This window comes from Microcystis sp. LEGE 08355 (genome assembly GCF_015207185.1).
Lineage (GTDB): Bacteria > Cyanobacteriota > Cyanobacteriia > Cyanobacteriales > Microcystaceae > Microcystis > Microcystis panniformis.
Genome location: NZ_JADEXI010000020.1, coordinates 1 through 20,552 on the forward strand (window position 1 = coordinate 1; position 20,552 = coordinate 20,552).

General features: G+C 40.7%; 10 protein-coding genes. 2 read left to right on the forward strand and 8 right to left on the reverse strand.

Features of this window, described 5'->3' with window-relative positions; all coding sequences use genetic code 11:
- Positions 1 to 150: 150 nt before the first annotated feature.
- The 6 genes from IQ242_RS01860 to IQ242_RS01885 form a co-directional block, all read right to left on the reverse strand.
- Positions 151 to 2,655: a plasma-membrane proton-efflux P-type ATPase gene (locus IQ242_RS01860; RefSeq protein ID WP_193958835.1), complete on the reverse strand. Its 2,505-nt coding sequence runs from the start codon at positions 2,653 to 2,655 to the stop codon at positions 151 to 153.
- A 467-nt stretch (positions 2,656 to 3,122) separates the two neighbouring features.
- Complete coding sequence (locus tag IQ242_RS01865; RefSeq protein ID WP_193958836.1) at positions 3,123 to 4,190, reverse strand: ribonucleotide-diphosphate reductase subunit beta; 1,068 nt, start codon at positions 4,188 to 4,190, stop codon at positions 3,123 to 3,125.
- Positions 4,191 to 4,243: 53 nt separating this feature from the next.
- Complete coding sequence (locus tag IQ242_RS01870) at positions 4,244 to 4,696, reverse strand: DUF29 domain-containing protein (RefSeq protein WP_193958837.1); 453 nt, start codon at positions 4,694 to 4,696, stop codon at positions 4,244 to 4,246.
- An 11-nt stretch (positions 4,697 to 4,707) separates the two neighbouring features.
- Positions 4,708 to 5,160 carry a DUF29 domain-containing protein gene (locus IQ242_RS01875; protein WP_193958838.1) on the reverse strand — a complete coding sequence of 151 codons (453 nt, stop codon included), beginning with the start codon at positions 5,158 to 5,160 and terminating at the stop codon, positions 4,708 to 4,710.
- 11 nt (positions 5,161 to 5,171) lie between these two features.
- Positions 5,172 to 5,624 carry a DUF29 domain-containing protein gene (locus IQ242_RS01880; RefSeq protein ID WP_193958839.1) on the reverse strand — a complete coding sequence of 151 codons (453 nt, stop codon included), beginning with the start codon at positions 5,622 to 5,624 and terminating at the stop codon, positions 5,172 to 5,174.
- A gap of 80 nt (positions 5,625 to 5,704) precedes the next feature.
- The gene (locus IQ242_RS01885; protein WP_193958840.1) at positions 5,705 to 9,064 is read right to left on the reverse strand and encodes a ribonucleotide reductase N-terminal alpha domain-containing protein; all 3,360 of its coding nucleotides are present in this window, start codon (positions 9,062 to 9,064) and stop codon (positions 5,705 to 5,707) included.
- A gap of 482 nt (positions 9,065 to 9,546) precedes the next feature.
- On the opposite strand from IQ242_RS01885, the gene IQ242_RS01890 reads away from it, so the two are divergent.
- The gene (locus IQ242_RS01890) at positions 9,547 to 12,567 is read left to right on the forward strand and encodes a plasmid replication protein, CyRepA1 family (RefSeq protein WP_193958841.1); all 3,021 of its coding nucleotides are present in this window, start codon (positions 9,547 to 9,549) and stop codon (positions 12,565 to 12,567) included.
- Here IQ242_RS01890 and IQ242_RS01895 read toward each other — a convergent pair.
- A complete protein-coding gene (locus tag IQ242_RS01895; RefSeq protein ID WP_193958842.1) occupies positions 12,564 to 13,055 on the reverse strand; it encodes a GNAT family N-acetyltransferase in 492 nt (163 codons plus the stop codon). The two genes, IQ242_RS01890 and IQ242_RS01895, sit on opposite strands and share 4 nt — an antisense overlap.
- A gap of 151 nt (positions 13,056 to 13,206) precedes the next feature.
- Positions 13,207 to 19,344: a translocation/assembly module TamB domain-containing protein gene (locus IQ242_RS01900; RefSeq protein WP_193958843.1), complete on the reverse strand. Its 6,138-nt coding sequence runs from the start codon at positions 19,342 to 19,344 to the stop codon at positions 13,207 to 13,209.
- Positions 19,345 to 19,804: 460 nt separating this feature from the next.
- Here IQ242_RS01900 and IQ242_RS01905 point away from each other — a divergent pair.
- Positions 19,805 to 20,552 (forward strand): DUF3747 domain-containing protein (locus IQ242_RS01905; protein WP_193958844.1); only part of this gene is annotated, 748 nt, incomplete at its 3' end.

A 20,552-nucleotide genomic window follows, 5' to 3' on the forward strand; every position in this document is an offset into this window, starting at 1 on the left:
AAGGCTTCGGCCGTGAGCTCAGCCGAACGGTGCTGCGCCGTCCACTTGGTTTTCGAGACTGGCCTTTTAATTCTAACGTAAAGCCAACCTAGAACGGCGGGGTTTCAGACCCAAAATTTCCGATGAGCTTGGTTTTCCCCATGATAGGAACTACAATCGAGTTTTCAAATTCTCCCAAGTGGATTGATAGGTATTGCCTAAATCTGCCTTGCGACGATTAAAAATCGAATAGAGAGCCAATTTGACTCGATCGATAATCAATAACCAGACTAGGGCATAGAGCCAGCTTTTTGCCACTCCCTCAAAACCGATCGGGGCGATCAGGATTCCGAACAGCGAAATCAGCGAAGATATAATGACCGAGATGCCAGTAGCGATCGCTAGAGGTTTAGCAGGGGCCAAGGACCAAAACGCACCTTTTGCCCGCACCGAATAGAGAGTCATCATCCCTAAGAGAGCGATATTGAGGAAAATATAGGTTTGCACCTTGTCAGGAGTCATTCCCCATACCCGGCCCGCTAGATAGTACAGTAGGAAAGTGGCAATGACGTTGACCACTCCCAAAACCGAAGCGATGGTGAGAACTTTCGGCATATCCCAAGCTTGGGGTACTTTCGATATCTTGGCATTATCGTAGGCGATCGTCATGATCGCTCCATCGTTAAGAATTGCTAAGAAAACGATCATAATTGCCGTAATCGGGTAGGAATTAAAGAACAGAATCGCCAAAGTGGTAAAAACGAGAATCTGAATTGTGGCGATGATCCGGTAGAGAACATAACTGGTCATCCGCTCAAAAATCTGACGACTTAACCTAATTGCATCGACGATTACCGATAAACCGGGGGTAAGGAGAACTATATCGGCCGCCGCCCGGGCCGCATCCGTCGCCCCGGAAACCGCAATCCCCGCATCGGCTTTTTTCAGCGCCGGCGCATCGTTGACCCCATCTCCGGTCATACCGACAATGTGATTAGTTTTCTGCAAGACATCGACGATATGATATTTGTCCTCCGGGAACACTTGCCCGAAACCATCGGCGCCGAGAATCTGTTCATCGAGGGTTCCTAGCTGATTGGGGGGGACTTCCCGAAAAATTTTGGCATCGAGGATATTGTTACCTAAACCCAATTGTCGGGCGGTTTCCTTAGCGATTAACACCTGATCCCCCGTGATCATCTTGACGGGAACCCCTAATTTTAGGGCGCTTTGTAGGGTTAATTGGGAATCAACCCGTGGTGGATCGAATAGGGAAATAATGCCCAAGAATTGCCATTGACCTTGGGGGTTGGTTTTTGCCACTCCTAGGGCGCGATAGCCTTTTTTGGCGTAATCTTCGATGATTTGATTCACCGGCCCTTCGATTTCCTCTTTATTGTAGGCTAGATCGAGCATTACCTGCGGTGCGCCCTTACTGGTTTTAAAAGTCTGACCATCGGGGGCGGTAATATCGGCTTCGGTACGTTTAGCGACGGGATCGAAGGGGGTAAAGTGGGTGACTTGATAGCGATCGAGTACCGTGGCATCTTGTAAACCGGCGAGAATAGTTTTATCGATCGGATCATCATCGCTAGTTTGGGAAGCGAGGGAAGCGGTGAGGATCAGATCTTCGGCGCTGATCCCCGGCAGGGTGTAGGGATCACCTAAACTCAGTTGATTAAGGGTGAGAGTGCCGGTTTTATCGGAACAGAGCATATTCATGCCCGCTAGTTCCTCGATCGCCGCCAAGCGTGTCACCACGGCGTTTTTATCCGCTAGTGCCTTCGCCCCTACCGACATACTGACGGAAAGAACTGTGGGCAAGGCGACGGGAACAGAAGCAATGGTGAGAACGAGGCAGAATTTCAGCAAGCGGATCACTTCTACGCCCTGTTTATCGACAATACCGTTATAGAGACGGTAAACAACGATAATAGCGATTAAAATCAGGGCAATGACGATGAGAAAGTCACCGATTTTGAGAACTGATTTCTGGAAATGGCTGACGTTTTCGGTACTGGCTACCAGTTTAGCGGTACGACCAAAAAAGGTATTACTGCCGGTCCCGTTAACTAGGGCCTCAGCTTGACCTTTTTTCACCACCGAACCTGAGTACAATTGTTCGCCAGAACTGCGATCCACGGGTAAGGATTCCCCCGTTAAGGCAGCCTGGTCGATTTTGAGGGGATCCCCCGGCAGCAGTCGGGCATCGGCCGGCAGCACATCGCCGATCCGGATCCGGATCACGTCTCCTGGTACTAATTCCCTAGCGGGGACGGAGATAAATTTGCCGTCTCTTTTGGCATCGGCATTGAGGGCGAGTTGCGCTTTCAGGGCAGCCACCGCGTCCCCGGCGGTTTTTTCCTCAAAGTAGCCGATCAAACCGTTAGCCACCAGTAGAATGGCGATAATCACGAAGTCCACCCAATCACCGACGAGGGCGGAAAAAATTACCGCCGCTTCGATCATCCAGGAAAAGGGATTCCAAAAGTAGGAAAGGAATTTGATCAGGGGGCTGACTTTTTTCTCGGCAATCTCGTTATAACCGTCGCTATTGAGGCGATTTTTTGCTTCACTGGTGGTGAGACCATCGGGAGATGTTTTCAGTTGGATCATTAAATCTCGCATGGAGATTTTTGAGAGATCGTTGGTCGGTTTATCGGTAGTATTGGTCATCTCTGGTTAATTTTTCAGCAATATACAGTAATTGCTCGGCTTTTTCAACGCTTTCATTCTAGGGCAACTTTTGCAAATGATCTCTAGTTTTATAATTTTCTCAGGTCAGTTCGGGTTAAGTAGGGAGGCACAATTATTTGTAGGATGGGTTAGCGGTAGCGTAACATGGGCGGGCGTTGGGTTTCATGCTTCAACCGTTCGGCAAAAGCTCACGGCCGAAGCCCAACCTACGTTCATCTTATATTTAATTCCACCCACCTACTTAAATGGGATTTCCCTAGCGATAATCAGACAGAGAATTTATTGCCTGACGGTTGCCGATGAGGGCTAAAGCAAAAAAAGGAAGAAATTAGCGCTAATTTCTTCCTTTTATCTAACTGCTGCTAAGTTTTGTCAAAAGTTATCAAAAGATTTGACAAAGTTGCCACCTTATGGTAGGAAATTGGGTCATTATTATCCCTTAAATTTTAAATTTCATCCCATCCCGTTAAGCCAGAAGACATAACATAACTGGTCACGGTTGCTTCAAAAAAGTTCGCTTTGGTGTGGCCTTCTTTTTTGGTATCGGAGAAGCGTTCCAGATGGTTATAGGGACTTTTGTTATACTTTTCTTCCCTGTATAAAGGCTCAAGTCCGATCGCTTTCAGTCGAATATTAGCGAGGTATTTGGTGTACTGTTCGGTACTGTATTCGGTAATACCTAAAATGTCGTTGCCAACAATGTGATTTGTCCAGCGACATTCGTGTTTAACCGCATTATCGAACATCTCATAAATTTGTTCAACGGAATGGGGAAAAATTGCCATGGCTTCGGGAATAAGTTTCTGATACAAACGGACGTGACTTAATTCGTCCCGGTTGATCATTTTGAAAACGTCAGCGCTACCAGACATTAGCTGTCGAGAAGCGAGATTATAGAAAAAGATAAAGCCGTTATAAAAATACAAACTCTCCAGTAAATAGTCGGCAAGAAGAGCGATAAAATAGCTTTCAGTAGTTTGTTTGTCGATGTATTGCTGGTAGAGACTAGCGATAAATTGACAGCGATCTTTGAGAACTTTATCGGTGCGCCAAAAGTCATAAACTTCACCTCTGCGATCCGAGGGAATAATCGTTTCAATTAAGTATTGATAACTTTGATTGTGCATGGCTTCTTGAGAAATTTGTTCCGCCATACAAAGACTAATTTCTGGCGCAGTGACGCTACCTTTGAGGTGGGGAATATTACAGGTTTGCACGGAATCAAGAAAAGTTAGATAGGACAAAATACCATCATAAGCATATCTTTCTTCGTCGGTAAGATGCCCGTATTCAGTCACGTCTTGAGTGATATCTAAGCGTTGCGGGATCCAGAAATTTTCGCGCATTTGTTGATATAAACCCACCGCCCAGGTGTAGCGGACATCGTTTAACTGCATCAGGTTGGTGGTGTTACCAAACCAGATCGAACGGTTTTCGATCGCATCATCTCCCGCTGGATTGAAGATCGGGGAAATGGGCATCGAATGGCAAGAATTAACTAAATGTAAGGACATGATTACTTGGATATTATGGCACTTTTAGGTTATAAGAGATTTTCGGTAAAAAGTCAAATGTTTTGATTTTGATTAGGAATAAATTCAAAATCTAGGGCTTCTGCCAAAGTAAATGGGCAATCCTTCGGGAATTTCTCTAGGTTTATCCCTGTTTCAATAGCGGCTTTTTTTCTGGCTTTGTTATAGCATTTTTTTAAATTTTCTTCTGTTAAATAAATCTTAAGACTAGGGCTATTTTCTAAATCTTCTTCGATTCTTTCGCGATGCTCAAAAAGGGTTAATTCCCAGCTTCTGCTTTGTTTTTCTGGCTCTTGTAAGTATTTTAGTAAATGCCATAAAATCACAGTCAGATTGCTTTTTAATGCTTTCTGTTGACTGATAGACATAGATTTTATTTCGTCAATTAAATTCTCTAAATCTAAATCAGAAAACTGATAATTTTCTAGTAAAAATATAGTTTTCTCTAACCAGAGATAGTAGTCTTTTTCGTATAAGTTCTTTTCCATAATTATCCCCATTATTTTGATATTTCAGGAAACCAATCCTCATTTAAAGCCTGTTCTATAGAGCAAATTGGAGCTAAACTGACCAAATTTTCAGCCATTCCAGATAATTCGAGCCAAGAAATACGAGCTTCTTGAAAAGAGTTATCAAAAATTTCAATGAGATAAGGCTGTAAACTGGGACTATCGGCAATAATTCTTTTTATGGCACGACGGAAATTCCTAATTTCATTTTTCCATACTCTTTGATTATATTCTAATTCCGACTGCCAGTAAGCTAGTTTCAGCAAATGTTCTAATAACCGAGTTAAATAACTTTCTAAACTTCGTTTCTCACTTTTACCCATACTACTAATTTCGTCAATTAAATTCTCTAAATCTAAATCAGAAAACTGATTATTTTCTAATAAATGAATAGTTTTCTCTATCCAGAGATAGTAATCTTTGTCGTATAAGTTCTTTTCCATAATTATCCCCATTATTTTGATATTTCAGGAAACCAATCCTCATTTAAAGCCTGTTCCATAGTGCAAATTGGAGCTAAACTGACCAAATTTTCAGCCATTCCAGATAGATCCAGAAATAATTTACGAGCATTTTGATAACAGGGCGAGAAAATTTCCGATAGATAGGGCTTTAAACTGGGACTGTCTTCAATAATTTGTTGAATTCGTAGGCGAAAGTTACGGATTTCATTTTTCCATCCTCTTTGATTATATTCTAATTCCGACTGCCAGTAAGCTAGTTTCAGCAAATGTTCTAATAACCGAGTTAAATAACTCTTTAAGCTTTGCCGTTGGCTTTTGCCCATGTCGCTAATCTCCTCGATGAGATTATCTAAATCCAACTCAGAAAACTGATTATTTTCTAATAAATGAATAGTTTTCTCTATCCAGAGATAGTAATCCTGTTCGTATAAAGTCTTATCCATAGCTGTGATTAGGTGATGAATAAGACTCATTTTAAATTATCTGAAAAAATTAAGGTGGGCATTGCCCACCCAAGTTAACCTTAATTAGCGCAACTAGAACAACTATCGTCAGACTCTCGAAAATTGTCCTTTTGTACGGTACGGATATAATAAATCGCTTTACACCCCAATTCCCAGGCCATAACTAGGGTATCAAAGATATCTTTGGCAGTGAGACAACGGTTGGGTTCTGCGGGGAAATAAACCCCTTCATTGAGGTTGAATAATAACTCCATAGAAATCCCCGTATCGATCCATTCTTGCATAGTAGCGATCGCTTTCACCACTTGCTGCTGTTCGAGATTTTTGTTCTCTGAATAAAACCAGAAAGCTTCTTCAATAAAAGGTGGTGCGATGGGAACGGTTCCCTTTGCCCATTTATCGTAGAAAAAGCGACTATAAACCGGCAAAACACTAGCGGTACATCCCTGTACCAAACTAGAGGAAGTATTAGGAGCAATGGCGGTAATATGGGAATTACGGATGCCAAATCGTTGAATATCTTCGGCTAATTGTTGCCATCTTTGCGGTTGCACCGCATTATTTAAAAACCATGCCACTGGTTTTGCTCCGATTAATTTACCTTGACTCCATTCACTACCCAAGAAAGCTTGATAAGCACCGCGTTCTTTGGCTAATTCCATCGAGGAATAGGTACACCAATAGCCAATTTCTTCAAATAAATTACTAATTTCTGACAGGTTATTGTAGGATAATTTCCGTTTAGCTAACCAGTCAGCCAATCCCATCGCCCCTACCCCAATAGTGCGATATTTATCGTTGTGGTTTTTAGCATTATCAAAGGGAGGATTAGTGATATCGATGGTATTGTCGAGAATCCTGACAGCGATTTGACAATTAGACTCGATTTCTTCCCTGTCGATATTGGCTAAATTAAGGCTAACTAAATTACAACAATGGGCAGTTTTATCGGGGGTGACATTGCTGAAAGATTCGGTGCATTGTCCTGTTAGAATGCCGTTAAACATTCCCAGATGACGCTTGGGTTCTGTAAAACAGTAGGTGTCATCTCGACGACAGGTTAACTCTACCGATTCAATGCGGATAAACTGAGTTGCCGAACGTTGGGGTTCTTTTAAAGTCCATTGTAAGCGATGGGTTTTAAGTCCCAATTGACCAAGTTGAAATAGTCCGACAGAATTAATCAGTAAACGATATTTTGGTTGACAGAGATATTCTTGATAATTTCCCTTTCCATTTGGCATCAATTTATAGCCACCGTCATCCATAAAAGTAACTTTGGAATCAACTCCTAAAGTCTGTAACATTAGGCGAATATCGAGCAAAAATTGCCGGTTAACAGCAGCAATCTGGAGAGACTCGTTAGAACCATTGCGGGCAACTGTTCCATCGGCATCAAGTAAACCAGCTAACCATTCTAAACGAGATTTAATTGTGTAACCATTGAGAGGAACTGTAAATTTACTGGGAATATCTAACGGGAGTTTACAGACGATCCGATCTTGTTTACTGTCATGATATACCCCTAGGATATCGGTTTCTTTTCTCCAAAAAGTACCTTTTTCAATAGAGCCATTTCCCCGATATTTGTTACGAATAGCCAATAAGGGAAGTAACTCTTTTTTAACTCCGTATAGGTCAACTTCTGGCATTCCATTGTTTCCGTAACTCCCATCTCCAGAAAAGAATCCTGCGGTGTAGGCGTAGGGAAAGTCAAGATCATTTTCTGACTGGATGAGAGGCAGCTGGTATTTAATTAATTTATCTCCTTGTTTGAGGTCTTTTGCCTCCACAATTTCCACGGTTCCCTTGTAGTTTTTCTGAACGTAAAACTTATGGTAGTAAGTACATTCTAATGCCTCTCCGTTAGAGAAATTGACCTTTAATAAAGGCTGGTTTTCTCCAGTCTTTTTAACTAATACTTCTGACCACTCCAATCCATTCCAGACATTAACATATTCCCCCACCAAATCAGCGATTGCTATTTGTCCTCGGTCAGTGAGAATTTTTGTTTCTCCCGCGACGCATAAATTTACACCGGGGATATAGCCATCGTGTTTATTAGGATTAGCGCGATTGATGGTATCTTTGAAGGCAATGTAGGGCATTCCTGTTTCTACTTGGGAACGCATGATACTTTTAAATAAGTCCCGGGCATTGATTTTTTTATAGAGGAGAATCTCTTGATCTAAATTAGCTTCTACTAAACGATAGGCCTCTTCAAATTCTTCCCCCCATAGTTCCGCTAATTCTATACCTAATTTATGGCGAACTTCGTAGGGATCTACTAATGTCCACTCGGCTTTATTTATCACCCGACGCATGAATTCATCGGTGATAACTAATTGGGGAAAAACATCATAAGCTTTACGTCTTTGATCACCGTTTTCTGTCTGCATTTCCAGAAATTCTGGCACATCTAAATGCCAGATGTCAACACCGATAGTTACTGCCCCGGCGCGTCTTCCCCCCTGATTTACTGCAATAGCTGTATCGTTGAGTAATTTAATCCAAGGAATAATCCCCCCGGAAGCATTAGCTTTCCCCATTACCCAGCTACCAGTGGCGCGAATTCTACTCACATTCACCCCGACACCGCCACCATTTTTTGAGATGCGGGCAGCATTAGTAATCTCGTCGAAAATGCTTTCTAAACTGTCGTCAATGGAGAGGATAAAACAACTGGTTAGGGAACCTTTGGGAGTGCGTAAATTGGCTAAAATTGGGGTGGCAAGAGAGATTTTTCTTTGAGCAATCCCTTGATAAAATTTCTTCGCCCAGTGGAGTCTATTAGCTGGTTCTTCCACAGTGGCAAGCAGTAAGGAACAGGTTAATAATGCCTCTTGGGGTAACTCATTTTTGAGTAAATAACGGCTAGTGATTAACAATGCCCCGGCGTAATCATAATCGATGTCCCAATCGGGATTAATCCAAGAACCAGCTTCTTTTAATTCTGCTTCGGAATAGATGAGAATCCTTTCGTCGTACAGCCGATTTTTAACTTGAGTTTTGACAGTTTTCTCGTAATTTCCGTACTGATAACCCCGGACTACTAAGGTATCTTTCCACAGACTCCAAATATGCAATCTTCCCGCCACATAGCGCCAATCCGGTTCCTCTGGACTACACATTTCTAGGGCGCAATTAATTAAATTATCCTGTATTTCCCTGGTGGTAATCCCATCCCGCAGGCGCGTGGTTAAACCCGCTTCTAAGGCGATTGAATTGACTTTTTTGCCTTCACAAGCCCACTCTACCACGTCACGAATTTTGCCGATATTTAAGCTTGTGGTGGAACCATCGCGCCGAATCACTCTAATTCCATGGCTGCCCATATTAGCTAAAGGGGTAGAACGAAAGGGTATTACTTCGTTATTTTTGTGAATGGAGACGGTAGTAGTCAAGGGCTTCGATTGCATAATTGGGAAATTGCGGCGTTAAAAAACTTGACAAATTAATCTATTTGTACTAGAGTATTCTATCAGATTTTCTGGGAAAACACAACATCTAGCGTGTTAAATAATCCTATCACTCTATATATGGTATAGCCAGGATTATTTTGTTCCCTAAAAACAGTGTTTTGGCTGACATTTTCTGGAAAAAATTCTCGATTCTCTCAAGGTAGTTCTTTTGTATGCTTGACAAAAAGCTTTTTCTTTGATAGCAAAAACAGATTGACAAAATACTTTTGCTCCGATTCTGCTTGACTGCTGAGGAGGTTGTGGTCAGACTTTATTTGTTCTTAACTTTTCGATAATTTAAGACAAGAGTGGATTAAAAGTCAAATTTCCTCTGAGAACCTCTGAGAGAGTAAATTTTCTCTTTTCGCTATTTAGTGGCTTACCGCTAGAATAATAGGACAAAAACGCTATATATAGCGTCTAGCGAGTAGAGGACAAGGATGAAATATTTAGAAGAATGGCGTGATAGCGGGGTGGATGCGGAGTTAATCCATCTCAATGTCACCGGTTTAGCGGGGTTATCTCCCAGTGAATACCTACTCTACTCCCAAGAATTACCGCGACGCAATGATGGCAGAGTTAGGGATGATATTCTCAAGCGTTATGAACATATCAGTCAAGGCGGTTGGTGGTGTTCAGGAATTGACTTATTAACGGGTAATTATGACCTTTGGGGCTGTTTTAAGCCCGATTTTCCCCGTTTAAGCTTCGATAAGGCTAAACCGATTAAGTACGAACATCCCCCCCAAACCCCTACGGGAGTCTTTGCTTTGCGGGTTCCCCTGAAAATTTGGCAAAGGATAGCCCAGCATATCAGTATTAATATTTTAACTGAAGAAGTGGATAATAAGCAAGAGGATTTCGGTTTTTGGTCCTGGGTAATTAAACATCCAGAGATACCTATTTGTCTTACAGAAGGAGCGAAAAAAGCGGGGGCATTACTAACAGCAGGTTATGCGACAATTGCCTTACCCGGAATTCACAACGGTTATCGTACTCCCAAGGACGAATTAGGTAGAAGAATCGGCAAATCTCATCTAATTCCACAGCTAGAAAAATTAGCTAATTCAGGACGAAAGATTTATCTAGTTTTTGATCAAGAAACTAAACCAAAGAACCAAGAAGCGGTTAATTTAGCTTTACAGAGAATGGGTTATCTATTCAGTCAGGCTAACTGTGAGGTAAAGGTGGTTACTTGGGATGCTGCCGATGGTAAAGGGGTGGATGATTTACTAATCAATCGAGGAGAAGATTACTTCCAACAAGTCTATCAAAAAGCTACCTCTTGGGAAATTTGGAAGGCAGCGAGTTTAAATAGTTTAACTCTCCCACCTCATCTAGAGTTAAATAGCCGTTACTTGCCAGATATTGCTATCCCTACATCAGCGCAGTTAATGGCGATTAAATCGGCTAAAGGTACAGGAAAAACTGAGTTTTTAGCTAAGATAGTTAAACAGGCTATTGCCAATCAACAAAAAGTTTTAGTTATTGGTCATCGAGTCAAACTGGTAGAGGAGCTATGTCAACGCTTTGGTTTAAACTATATCAGCAAAATTAGGGATAATCCTGCGGCACAAATTTACGGTTATGGTTTATGTATTGACTCTCTCCATCCCCAATCACAAGCTAAATTTCAAGCGGAAGATTGGCAAGAAGCTATGATTATTATCGATGAGATCGAACAAGTACTATGGCATGGGTTAAATGGGGATACTTGTAAAGCTAATCGAGTAGCAATTTTAAAGTCTTTAAAGTCTCTGCTACAAACTGTGGTCAGCAGTGGGGGAAAAGTCTTAGTTGCTGATGCTGATTTAAGTGATATTTCCCTAGAATATCTAACTTCTTTAGCGGCTATTAAACTAGAAACTTTCTTGATTAGTAACGAGTGGAAACCTAATTATCAGCAAGCTTGGCAAGTTTATAACTACTCTGATAATACTCCGCAACAGCTAGTTAATGATTTAGTTAAACATATTAACGAGGGAGGAAAACCTTTTGTTTGTCTATCGGCACAAAAATTAACCAGCAAATGGGGGACAATTACCCTAGAATCTTATCTAAGAAAGCAATTCCCTCAGAAGAAAATTCTGCGGATAGATTCAGAGTCATTGCCAGATTATGGTCACGCTGCCTATGAAGCGATTGGCAATTTAAATCAGTTGTTGCTTAACTATGATATAGTTCTAGCTAGTCCTGCGATCGAAACGGGAATTAGTATTGATATTCAGCAACACTTTACCTCGGTTTGGTGTTTAGCACAGGGAATTCAAACTCCCACTTCTATCGCTCAATTTTTAGGGAGAATTAGAGAGAATATTCCTCGTTATATTTGGTCAGCAGTGTACGGATTTAATCAGGTGGGTAATGGTTCCACTTCTATCCCCAAACTTCTCACCTCTGGACACCGATTAACGGAGGTTAATATTCGCTTATTACACCAGTCAGATTTAGAATCTCTGGAGGATTTAGATACAACTTTTCAAGCGGAATCTCTCCTCTGCTGGGCAAAAATGGCTGTGCGAGTAAATGCTTATATGCTTAATTATCGTCAGTCAATTCTAGGTATTTTACAAGCAGAAGGTCATAGAATTAAAGAACGGAATCAGGAAGAAGAACTAGAAATAAATAATCAGTTAACGGCAGCAATTGAAGAAATTAGAGAACATAATTATCGTTCTGAATGCGAGGCAATTGCCAGCGCTTCTGAGATCACGGAATCAGAATATCGTTGGCTTAAAAAACAGTTAATTAAGTCAGTGAAAGAAAGGAGAATTCTCAGGAAATATGACCTATACAAACGCTATGGAATCCCCGTCACACCGCAATTAGTGATTAAAGATGATCAGGGATGGTATCAAGAACTACGCCTACATTACTTTTTGACAATTGGGCGACAATTTTTGTGCGATCGAGATGCTTTAATTGCGCGTAAACTGATAGAATCGGGTCAGGGAAGTTTATTTATTCCCGATTTTAATGGTAGTCAATTAGGAGTGATTATCGGGACGTTAGAAGTGTTAGGAATTCCCGTATTATTAGCTAATCCTGAAAGAGAATTAACTAATCATGATGCCGACTTACAAAAAATGGCTGAAATCGCCATTAAAAACCGCAACGAGATTAAAACTATCACCAAGATTAATCTCTCTAATACTTCCCGTCCTCTGACGATTATTCGTAATTGTTTGAACTTGTTAGGTTATGAATTAACCAGCAAGGGCAGCCAGAGAATTGCTAAAAAATCGCTAAAAGTTTATCAGATTGTTGCCCCTCAGGATGGTAGAGAACAAGTGTTTCAACAATGGTTATTTAGAGACGAAAAATGTGCGGGAAGTTCTGAGATTTGGTATGAGGACTATCTCTTTTCTCTCCCCCAGAAACCATCTCTAGGCGAATCAGAAAATGCTTATATTCAATTAAGTCTAGAATTTAGTCTAGCTATGGAGAAATTGCCTATTTAAGCGACTTTTTTCCCTAAAATGACCACATCAGCCAGAAAATCGTCTAGAGCGGCAATTTGGGGTAAATAACCCCATCGTTGAAAGCCGAATTTTTCAAAGAGACGAATACTGGCCTGATTGTGGGCAAAAATAATACAGATAAGATTAGATATACCCAATTTTGGACAGCAATTCAGGGCATATTCTACTAATAATTTACCGATTCCACGACCTTGATAATCGGGGGAAATATATAAACTAACCTCTGCCGTTTTTTGGTAAGCGACACGACCATAAAACATCTGTAAACTCAGCCAACCCACCACCCGACCTTCGATCGCTATTACCCAGATGGGATACTGTTCAGGATCGTGCTTTTCAAACCATTCTCGCCGACTTTCGAGGGAAATAGGCTTTAAATCTGCGGTTGCCTTGCGAGTGGGAACAGCTGCATTATAAATCTCGATAATTGTTGGTAAATCTGTTTCTTTAGCCTCGCGAATAATCATAGAATATCAAGTAAAAAGTCAAAAGTAAAAAGTAAAAAAATAATATTTCTTATTTTCTATCTACCTATCGGGTTGATTCTCAGGATGAAGTATAACCTAATTTTGCCTTGTCTCCTAACTTCTGAATTCTGCTATATCTCTCAATCTTACTTTAAAATTGAGTTTGATAGCGGACGGTAAACTCATTCAAATTGTAATCGTAGGAAAAGCGGATAAAAGACTGGGAATTGACTCTATAGACGGTTTCCAAATTGGGAAGAATATTAAAATCCGTTGCCCTGATCGCATTACTAACCGCATTTTCCACATCATACACGACTCCTTGGGCTAAGAGGGGAATTGCCAACTGAACCACTCCAAATTGAATTAATTGTTCTGTATTTTTCCCCTGTAAACCATTAAAAACCGACAGCAATTGTTCCCCCAAAAGTCGAACGATTTCCCCTTGGCTGCGGGGGGGAGTGCTGGTTAATTTAACTAGGGGAGTATTAAGTAATCCCTCATCTTCACCTCTAGCAAAAGCCACTGCTTGTAAACAATTAGCAGCTTTTTGTAATTCTGCATTTGTATAGTTTTCCTCTAGGGGAAAAGGTGGACTATCGGGACGAATTTGGCACACTTCATTAATATTACGGCCTAAATTTGGTAGCAAGCGGTTTAATTCCCCTTCAACGCTGAGGGTGACATCGATCCTTTGAATGCGATTTAGGCTATCATCGGGAATTTCATTACTAGGAAAATCTCCCCCTGGACGGGAGACAGCAAAATCACGAGATTGAGAAAATTCGCTGAGAATTGTTCGCAGTTGAATATCAACAAAGGGATTAAAAAGTCCCAACCCGCGACTAGAATCGAAAACAATAACATTTTGATTGCGTCGGTTAAGAAGAAAACGCGTATCGATGTAGCTAACCCGTCCTCGATCGAGATTAATCACTCCATTGGTTTGTAATTTCTCTAGTGGAGTGAGCGGACCGTTCAAGGTTAAAGCACCACTAAAATCAAATTGATACAAAGGTTCTTGTTCGATGGATAATCCCGCTAAAGACACTTGGAAATTATTTAAAACTGGAGTAATATTTGTCGTCTGAGGAATGTTGAGAGGCTGCAGCCAGCGACTCACCGGTTTATCCGTTTCTTGATTAATTTCTGGGGTGCGAGGAAGAAAAACTTTACCCCTAGAAAGACGCACATTCCCCCCGATAATTGGTTGCTGAATTGTTCCCGTTACCATGGCATTTCCAGCAATTAATCCCCGATAAAGACCATTAATTGCTATATCTCCCTCTTGAATATTAACTGTTAAGGGATTAGGATTATTTTTGATGGCTTGAAAGAAAGGTAAAACTCCCACCACAGAAATTTTTCTGTCAGCGATCGAGCCTTGTAATTCCTCTACTGTTAAGCTTTCAGGGGTTAAACCAATGCGTCCATTTACGGTTAAAATCTCTGGAAAAGCAACAATGCGGATAGCGGCATTATTGAGAGTAACTATACCATTTGCTTCTAAATCTTTGATTTTTAAACCCTCTTTTATATCTAATCTTCCCGTCGCTGAAAGAACTACCTCTCCCTCACCGTTAACCCATTCGATGGCGTTTTGACTGATAGCTTCAATTAATTTGATTGCATCGGTTCCCAATTTTGCTTGGATTTTTAATTGATCATTACCCGGTAAGGGAGGATAGGGAATGCTGGCATAGATTTGGATTGATTCGGAGGAGGTTGTCCGCAAATCAAAACGATACTGACTATAGGTAAATAAACCAATTATATCCTGATTAATATTTTGGGCATTAATTGCACCGTCAATAAAGGCAAAATTACCCTGAATACGAGGATTTAATAAGGTTCCTGTAATTTGTCCTTGAGTTTTTAGACTACCGGATACATCCAAGGGAAACTGCACAAAATTTCTCAAGAGATCCAGAGAAAGATTTTCCACGGCAAAAGTTCCCTCTACTTTGTTTAGGGAAAAATCACCCGCTAAAAATACGGAAGAATCTCGTGACTTTAATCTAATCGGTTCTATCCTGAGCAACTGACGATTTAAGTTAAGATTAATTGTTACTTCATCAATCGGAATTAATTGGGTATCGGTGGTGACAATTCCCAGAGGATTAACAATATTTACTGTCGGTCTTTGGGGTCGCCATTCCCATCGATTGCCCTGAAATTGTACGCTAAGATCTGGATTTTTTAAAGTCCCGGTTAAGGCTATATTTGCTTGATAACGGCCGCGCAAATCTAGTTCGGAAGGTATCCCGACTACCCCTCTTTCCCCTGCTAATTGCTGGATTATTTCTTCAATTTTTGCCCGCAAATTTACCTGTTGTGCTAGGGAAGCTTCGGGATTACCTACTCCTAGAGGACTAAGTTGAATAGCTGGGTCATTCTCTGAGGAGAAAAAGTTGATTAAACTGGTTAAATCATAGATACTAGCAACTGATAATAAATCTTGAATATAACCTTGATCTACCCTGAGTTTAGCTTCTATTGCTTGGGTTTGCCAATTAAATAAACCTTGCAGATTATATTGACTTGCACCCGCTTGTAAACTACCTTCTTGCAGTTGAACTATGGAATCCCGATAAACCAAATTTGCCGTTAATTTTTCCCCAATTAAGTTACCTAAACTAGGTTGATTAATCTCTAGTTGTCCCTCACCCTGTAAGTTAAATAAATTGATGTCTAGATTAGCATTCACTTGTCCAGCAATAATCCCCGGAACATTGTAGGCTGCCGTAGGAGATATTTTCAGGATTTCTAGGGGAAAATTGGCAATCTGAACATTTAAATTTTCTCCGCTTCGTATAGCTGTTGCTAGAAAAGGAGTCTTATTTCCAAAAGCTTGGCGAATATTTATCCCTAAGGGAAGATAGGGCAGCAGACAATTATTTTGTTGACAAGGATCGAAAGTTATGTCAATAATGTCCTGATTTCCACGCAGATTTAAACTAATATTTTGACCTATTCCCGCTTGAATTGTTCCTTTTAAGATAGGTTCAAAGAGTCGCTCATTAATGCTAAAGTTAGCTATATTGATATCCCCTTTGATTTGTATATTTCCCACTTTTTGCCAAGCAGTTAAGAGATTTTTCCCCGTGATTTGTCCTTGAAATTCTCCTATCCCTGTCAGTGTCGATTCTCTGGGTTTCAAACGAGGATCGATCGGTAAAAGCGATATAATCTGAGTTAGCGGTACAGTAGCAAGGTCGGTTTTTGCCTGTAGATTTAAGTTAACCTCAGCGATATCGGGTTGACTGATAAGATTAGCTAAAAGAATATTTCCTCGCACATCAAAGCTATTTTCTCCCCACTGTGCCGAGAGATTATTAACCTGAATCGGTGTTACTCCCTGCCAAATTTCTTGAATGTTTCCCGCTAAATTGGCCCTAAAATCTAATTTAGGAATCGAGATTGATTTTACTTCCCGCAATTGCCCTAGCAGGGCAGCAGGATCGAGATTAGTGGCAATAATATCACTTTGCCAGAAATTATTATTCAGTTGTGCCTTGGCTTTAATTTCTCCTTTGGCTACATTAATACGAGAGTTAAAAACTGCTTTGATACTGCTTAAGTTGAGTCGTTTTTCTTGCAGGGAGTCGAAAATAGTTTGGGCATTTCCTGCTGCTTGAAAACTGGTTTGGGAAATATGCAACGGTATGGGAAGATTAGTCTGAAAATTCTCTAAGCTACTGAGAATATTAAAAATACCGTTGTTTAACTGAATATCAGTATTAATCGGATTATTATCCACTAACAACCGAGTATTTACCCTAGCATTGACGGTGGACAAATTAGGGATTTTTCCCGCCAGTAAATTATTGATTGCACTGGTGAAATTGACTTGGGTTTTCCCTAGACTAACAGGAATATTTATATTGGGTAAAAACGGATTTAAGTTAATGCCAGATGTATTAACTATACCGCTTAAAATACCTTGTTCCAGTTGGGCGGTAGTTTTTAGGGATCGATTATTGACAAATAACTGTATATCTCCCTCTCCGCGCCAAGTTTTTAAATCCGTTAAAGTACCGCTAATCAGATAATTTATTCTGCCAGCAAAGTTAATTTTTGCCCTGCCTAAACTGACGGGAACTGTTAAATTTTCTGTAAAATTATTGAAACTAATCCCACTCGTATTAACTGTACCTGTCAGGAAACCTTGATTCAGTTTTGCTGTGGCAATTAAAGGATTATTATCTACTAATAACTGCATATCACCTTGACCTTGCCAACTGCTGAAAATATTATTTTTATTATTTAGTAATTCTCCTAAATAACCTTGTAAATTAACTTGTGATCGCAGTAATTTAACCTGGGTTGGTAAGTTAGGCAATAGGGAATTAATCGGCAATCCCGCTAAGAAAGCGTTAGCCTGAAGATTTCCTCGCAATACTTGACTATTGACTAAAATTGTGCCTTGTTTACTGCTAATTTTTAAGTTAGCAACTCCGTTTAAAGTATTAATATTAAGTTGGTCAATTTTGCCACTAACTTGAATATTAGCTGTCTCTAAATTTAAGGGTTCTAAGGTTTCTAGGTAGGGGCAAATGCTATCTAAATATTGACAAACAAGAGGCACAAAAGGAGTCAATAAAAAGTTATTACCCGTGATTTTTCCCTGGACTAATTTGCTAGTAAAATCACCATTACCATTAACCTGTAGTTTGCCGCCATTTGTTTTAATGACCGTATCGGTTAAATTGATTTTATTGCCCCCTAAAAATACTTTGCCCTCACCAGCAACATTGATTAATCCTGACTGATTAACCCTGGGTATTTGCCAATTAATTAATAATTGTGGTAGTCCTAAACTACCTCTAGCTTTAATATTAGCTTGCAGATCGCTTATATTAATTTGAGCGGGAATTGTTGCCAATTGAGATAAAATTTTTCTCGTGGGAAAATTGGCTTGTAAATTCAAATTAATTGGCATTTTTGTCCCGTCAAGAGGTTGATTGTTTTGCAGGGATTGCAGAATATTTAACTGCAATTTTCCTTCTCCCTTAATTTCTCCACCTGCGAGGGGTTTAATTTCAATTTTGTCTAAATTAAGACGATTGAGATTTGTTTGAAAATTACTGGTTATTGATTGAATAGGAATTTGCTCAAAAATAATCGGTTTGCTGTTGCTAACGCTTCCTTTAATTAGAGGTTGATCTAATTTTCCCGTCACTTGAAAAGTAGAGCGCGCTTCTCCCCGTAAATCTAGAGGTGATTGCAGATAAATAATTCTTAAAAGTTGTTGTAAATCCACCGATTCTAGAGCGACATTGAGATGATAACCAGTTTGCCAATTTACTTCTCCTCTCACCTCAGTTTTAATCTTGCCAATACTTGCGATCGCCTGTTCGACTAATACTTTATCTCCCTGTACATTTAACTTAGTTGTTAGCTTAATTGGATACTGAAAAGGTTGGAATTTTCCCGCTACATCCGTCACCTGAAAATTACCATTTCCTTCGGTTTTATTTAGCTTGGCCCAACTGGGAATATTGAGAGCAATATTAGCATTTACTTGTCCTTGATTTAATTGGAAATTGCGATTAGGAATTAAAGTTAATAGTTCACTTAAATTTAAACGATCAATCTGAAGATTAGTTTGACTTTCCCCCGTTTTTAACGCCGTTTCTCCTTGAATTTTTACTTGACTTTTGAGGATTTCTGCGCTAAGATCGTAGGTGAGAGGTTGCTTTTGATTATCGATGAATCTTCCCTGACCATCGGCCTTAATTTCTATCGGTTTTTTCAGGGCATAGGGTTGGATAGTAATATCTCCCTTCTCCACCTGAAAACCCAGATTTAACCTGATGGGTGCCTCCCGATCAAAGTTACTAGCTATTTTTTCTAAATTATCGAGCCATTGACCATTTTTATCCTGATCGAGATAAATACTGGGATTAATTAACTTGACATCAACCGGCAGCGGCAGACCTAAAAGTAAGGGCAGCGGATTTAATCCCAATTCGATCGCATCAATGGATAAACTATCGGCAGAATTGGCCGTAGCTGGAATTTGCGATTTACCGATACGAATGCGATTAAAATAAAAACCTTCTATCTTACCTACCCTGACGGGTCTGTGCAGCATTTCACTGAAGATATTATCTAAAATTGGGGTGAGACGTTCATAAACTAAATAACGAGTCGTAAAATAGCCAAGGGAGGTAATTCCTAGGAGAGTAATTCCCCCGACAATTAAAGTAGAAGGCCGGCGTAAAAATCGACCGATACTCAGAAAAAGATTAGGACGAGGAGAAGGATCGCCAGGGGAGTTACTCATAATTGTTTACCTCACACACACCAAAGAAAGGGCAACGGCTCACCAGAGCTATTGAACTATGATAATTCACCGCGGCACTGATAGCCCTCAATCGATTAATTGCCATTTTTTAGGCAATTATTGGGCTTAAATCCTGTGAGGAAGTCAAGGGCTGCGGCCAATTAAAAGCCTCTCTCCCCATCTTAGCCTAAGACTCGAATGGCTGGCTAAAATTTTCAACAATCCGCCAAAATCTCCCTAGCTTCAACAGCTAACCGAATTAATATTGATCAATCCACCAGTTCAAGCAGAATATTGCTCGGATCAATAGGTTCGGAAATTGAAGATTGAGAGAAAACTTGTGCAGACAGACAACAATCTGGCGCAGTCCGGAACAACAACCGCAATTATTCAGTCTTAGAATATTGGGATTAGCACGTCTATTATTTTTACTGCAAAAATCGTCTTATAGATAAAGATCATGAAAGCCAGATTATCGATCGCCCTAACCGCCCTAATGACCTTGGGCATAACTGCCACACCAGCGGCCAACTTTGACGAACAGGACATCGAGCAGACCCAGGTAGTAGCGATCGCTCGTCCCTACGGAGGTAATAAATTTGACCTGCTAGTCTTGGAACAAATCCAGGGAAAACAGAAGTGTTGGAGCGAAAGCGGCTCAAATCCCGTCATGATCGACCCTCTACTCCTCAACTTTGACTTTACCGGCATTTGTCGCCGCGCCACCGATAGTAATGGTTATTCTATCCGTCTGGATGGCCGGGATTTTGGGCTAGATTACATCCTGCGTATTGTGGAACGCAATGGCGAATTATACTTAGTGGGAACTCCCCGGGATGCCCGCAGACCGGAATTAGTGGTGGGAAGAACCCGAGGAATGCAAACAGGATTTATGAAAATTATCCTCGAACCGGGTTGGAGATTTAGCCGTCGTACTTTCCAAGGCAAAAGTTTAGGCCACTTCTACTTTAGCGGCAAAGAAGCGGAAGTTCTCGCAGCCGCCGGCAGACCTCCCATCAACGAAACCACTCCCCCCCCCACTTCCGGGGCCAGTTTTCAGGATATTAGCGGCGATATCTATAAAACTGAGATTGAAAAAGCGATCGCTATTGGTGTAGTGGCCGGTTTTAAAGAAGATAACACCTTCCGCCCCGAAAATCCCGTCACCAGGGAACAATTCTTCTCAATGATTATTGAAGGGCTGGGAA

Bases quoted from the DNA above. Each gene is read 5' to 3' on its own strand.
- IQ242_RS01860 (WP_193958835.1), bottom strand. From the start codon at position 2,655: ATGACCAATACTACCGATAAACCGACCAACGATCTCTCAAAAATCTCC.
- IQ242_RS01865 (WP_193958836.1), bottom strand. From the start codon at position 4,190: ATGTCCTTACATTTAGTTAATTCTTGCCATTCGATGCCCATTTCCCCG.
- IQ242_RS01870 (WP_193958837.1), bottom strand. From the start codon at position 4,696: ATGGAAAAGAACTTATACGAAAAAGACTACTATCTCTGGTTAGAGAAA.
- IQ242_RS01875 (WP_193958838.1), bottom strand. From the start codon at position 5,160: ATGGAAAAGAACTTATACGACAAAGATTACTATCTCTGGATAGAGAAA.
- IQ242_RS01880 (WP_193958839.1), bottom strand. From the start codon at position 5,624: ATGGATAAGACTTTATACGAACAGGATTACTATCTCTGGATAGAGAAA.
- IQ242_RS01885 (WP_193958840.1), bottom strand. From the start codon at position 9,064: ATGCAATCGAAGCCCTTGACTACTACCGTCTCCATTCACAAAAATAAC.
- IQ242_RS01890 (WP_193958841.1), top strand. From the start codon at position 9,547: ATGAAATATTTAGAAGAATGGCGTGATAGCGGGGTGGATGCGGAGTTA.
- IQ242_RS01895 (WP_193958842.1), bottom strand. From the start codon at position 13,055: ATGATTATTCGCGAGGCTAAAGAAACAGATTTACCAACAATTATCGAG.
- IQ242_RS01900 (WP_193958843.1), bottom strand. From the start codon at position 19,344: ATGAGTAACTCCCCTGGCGATCCTTCTCCTCGTCCTAATCTTTTTCTG.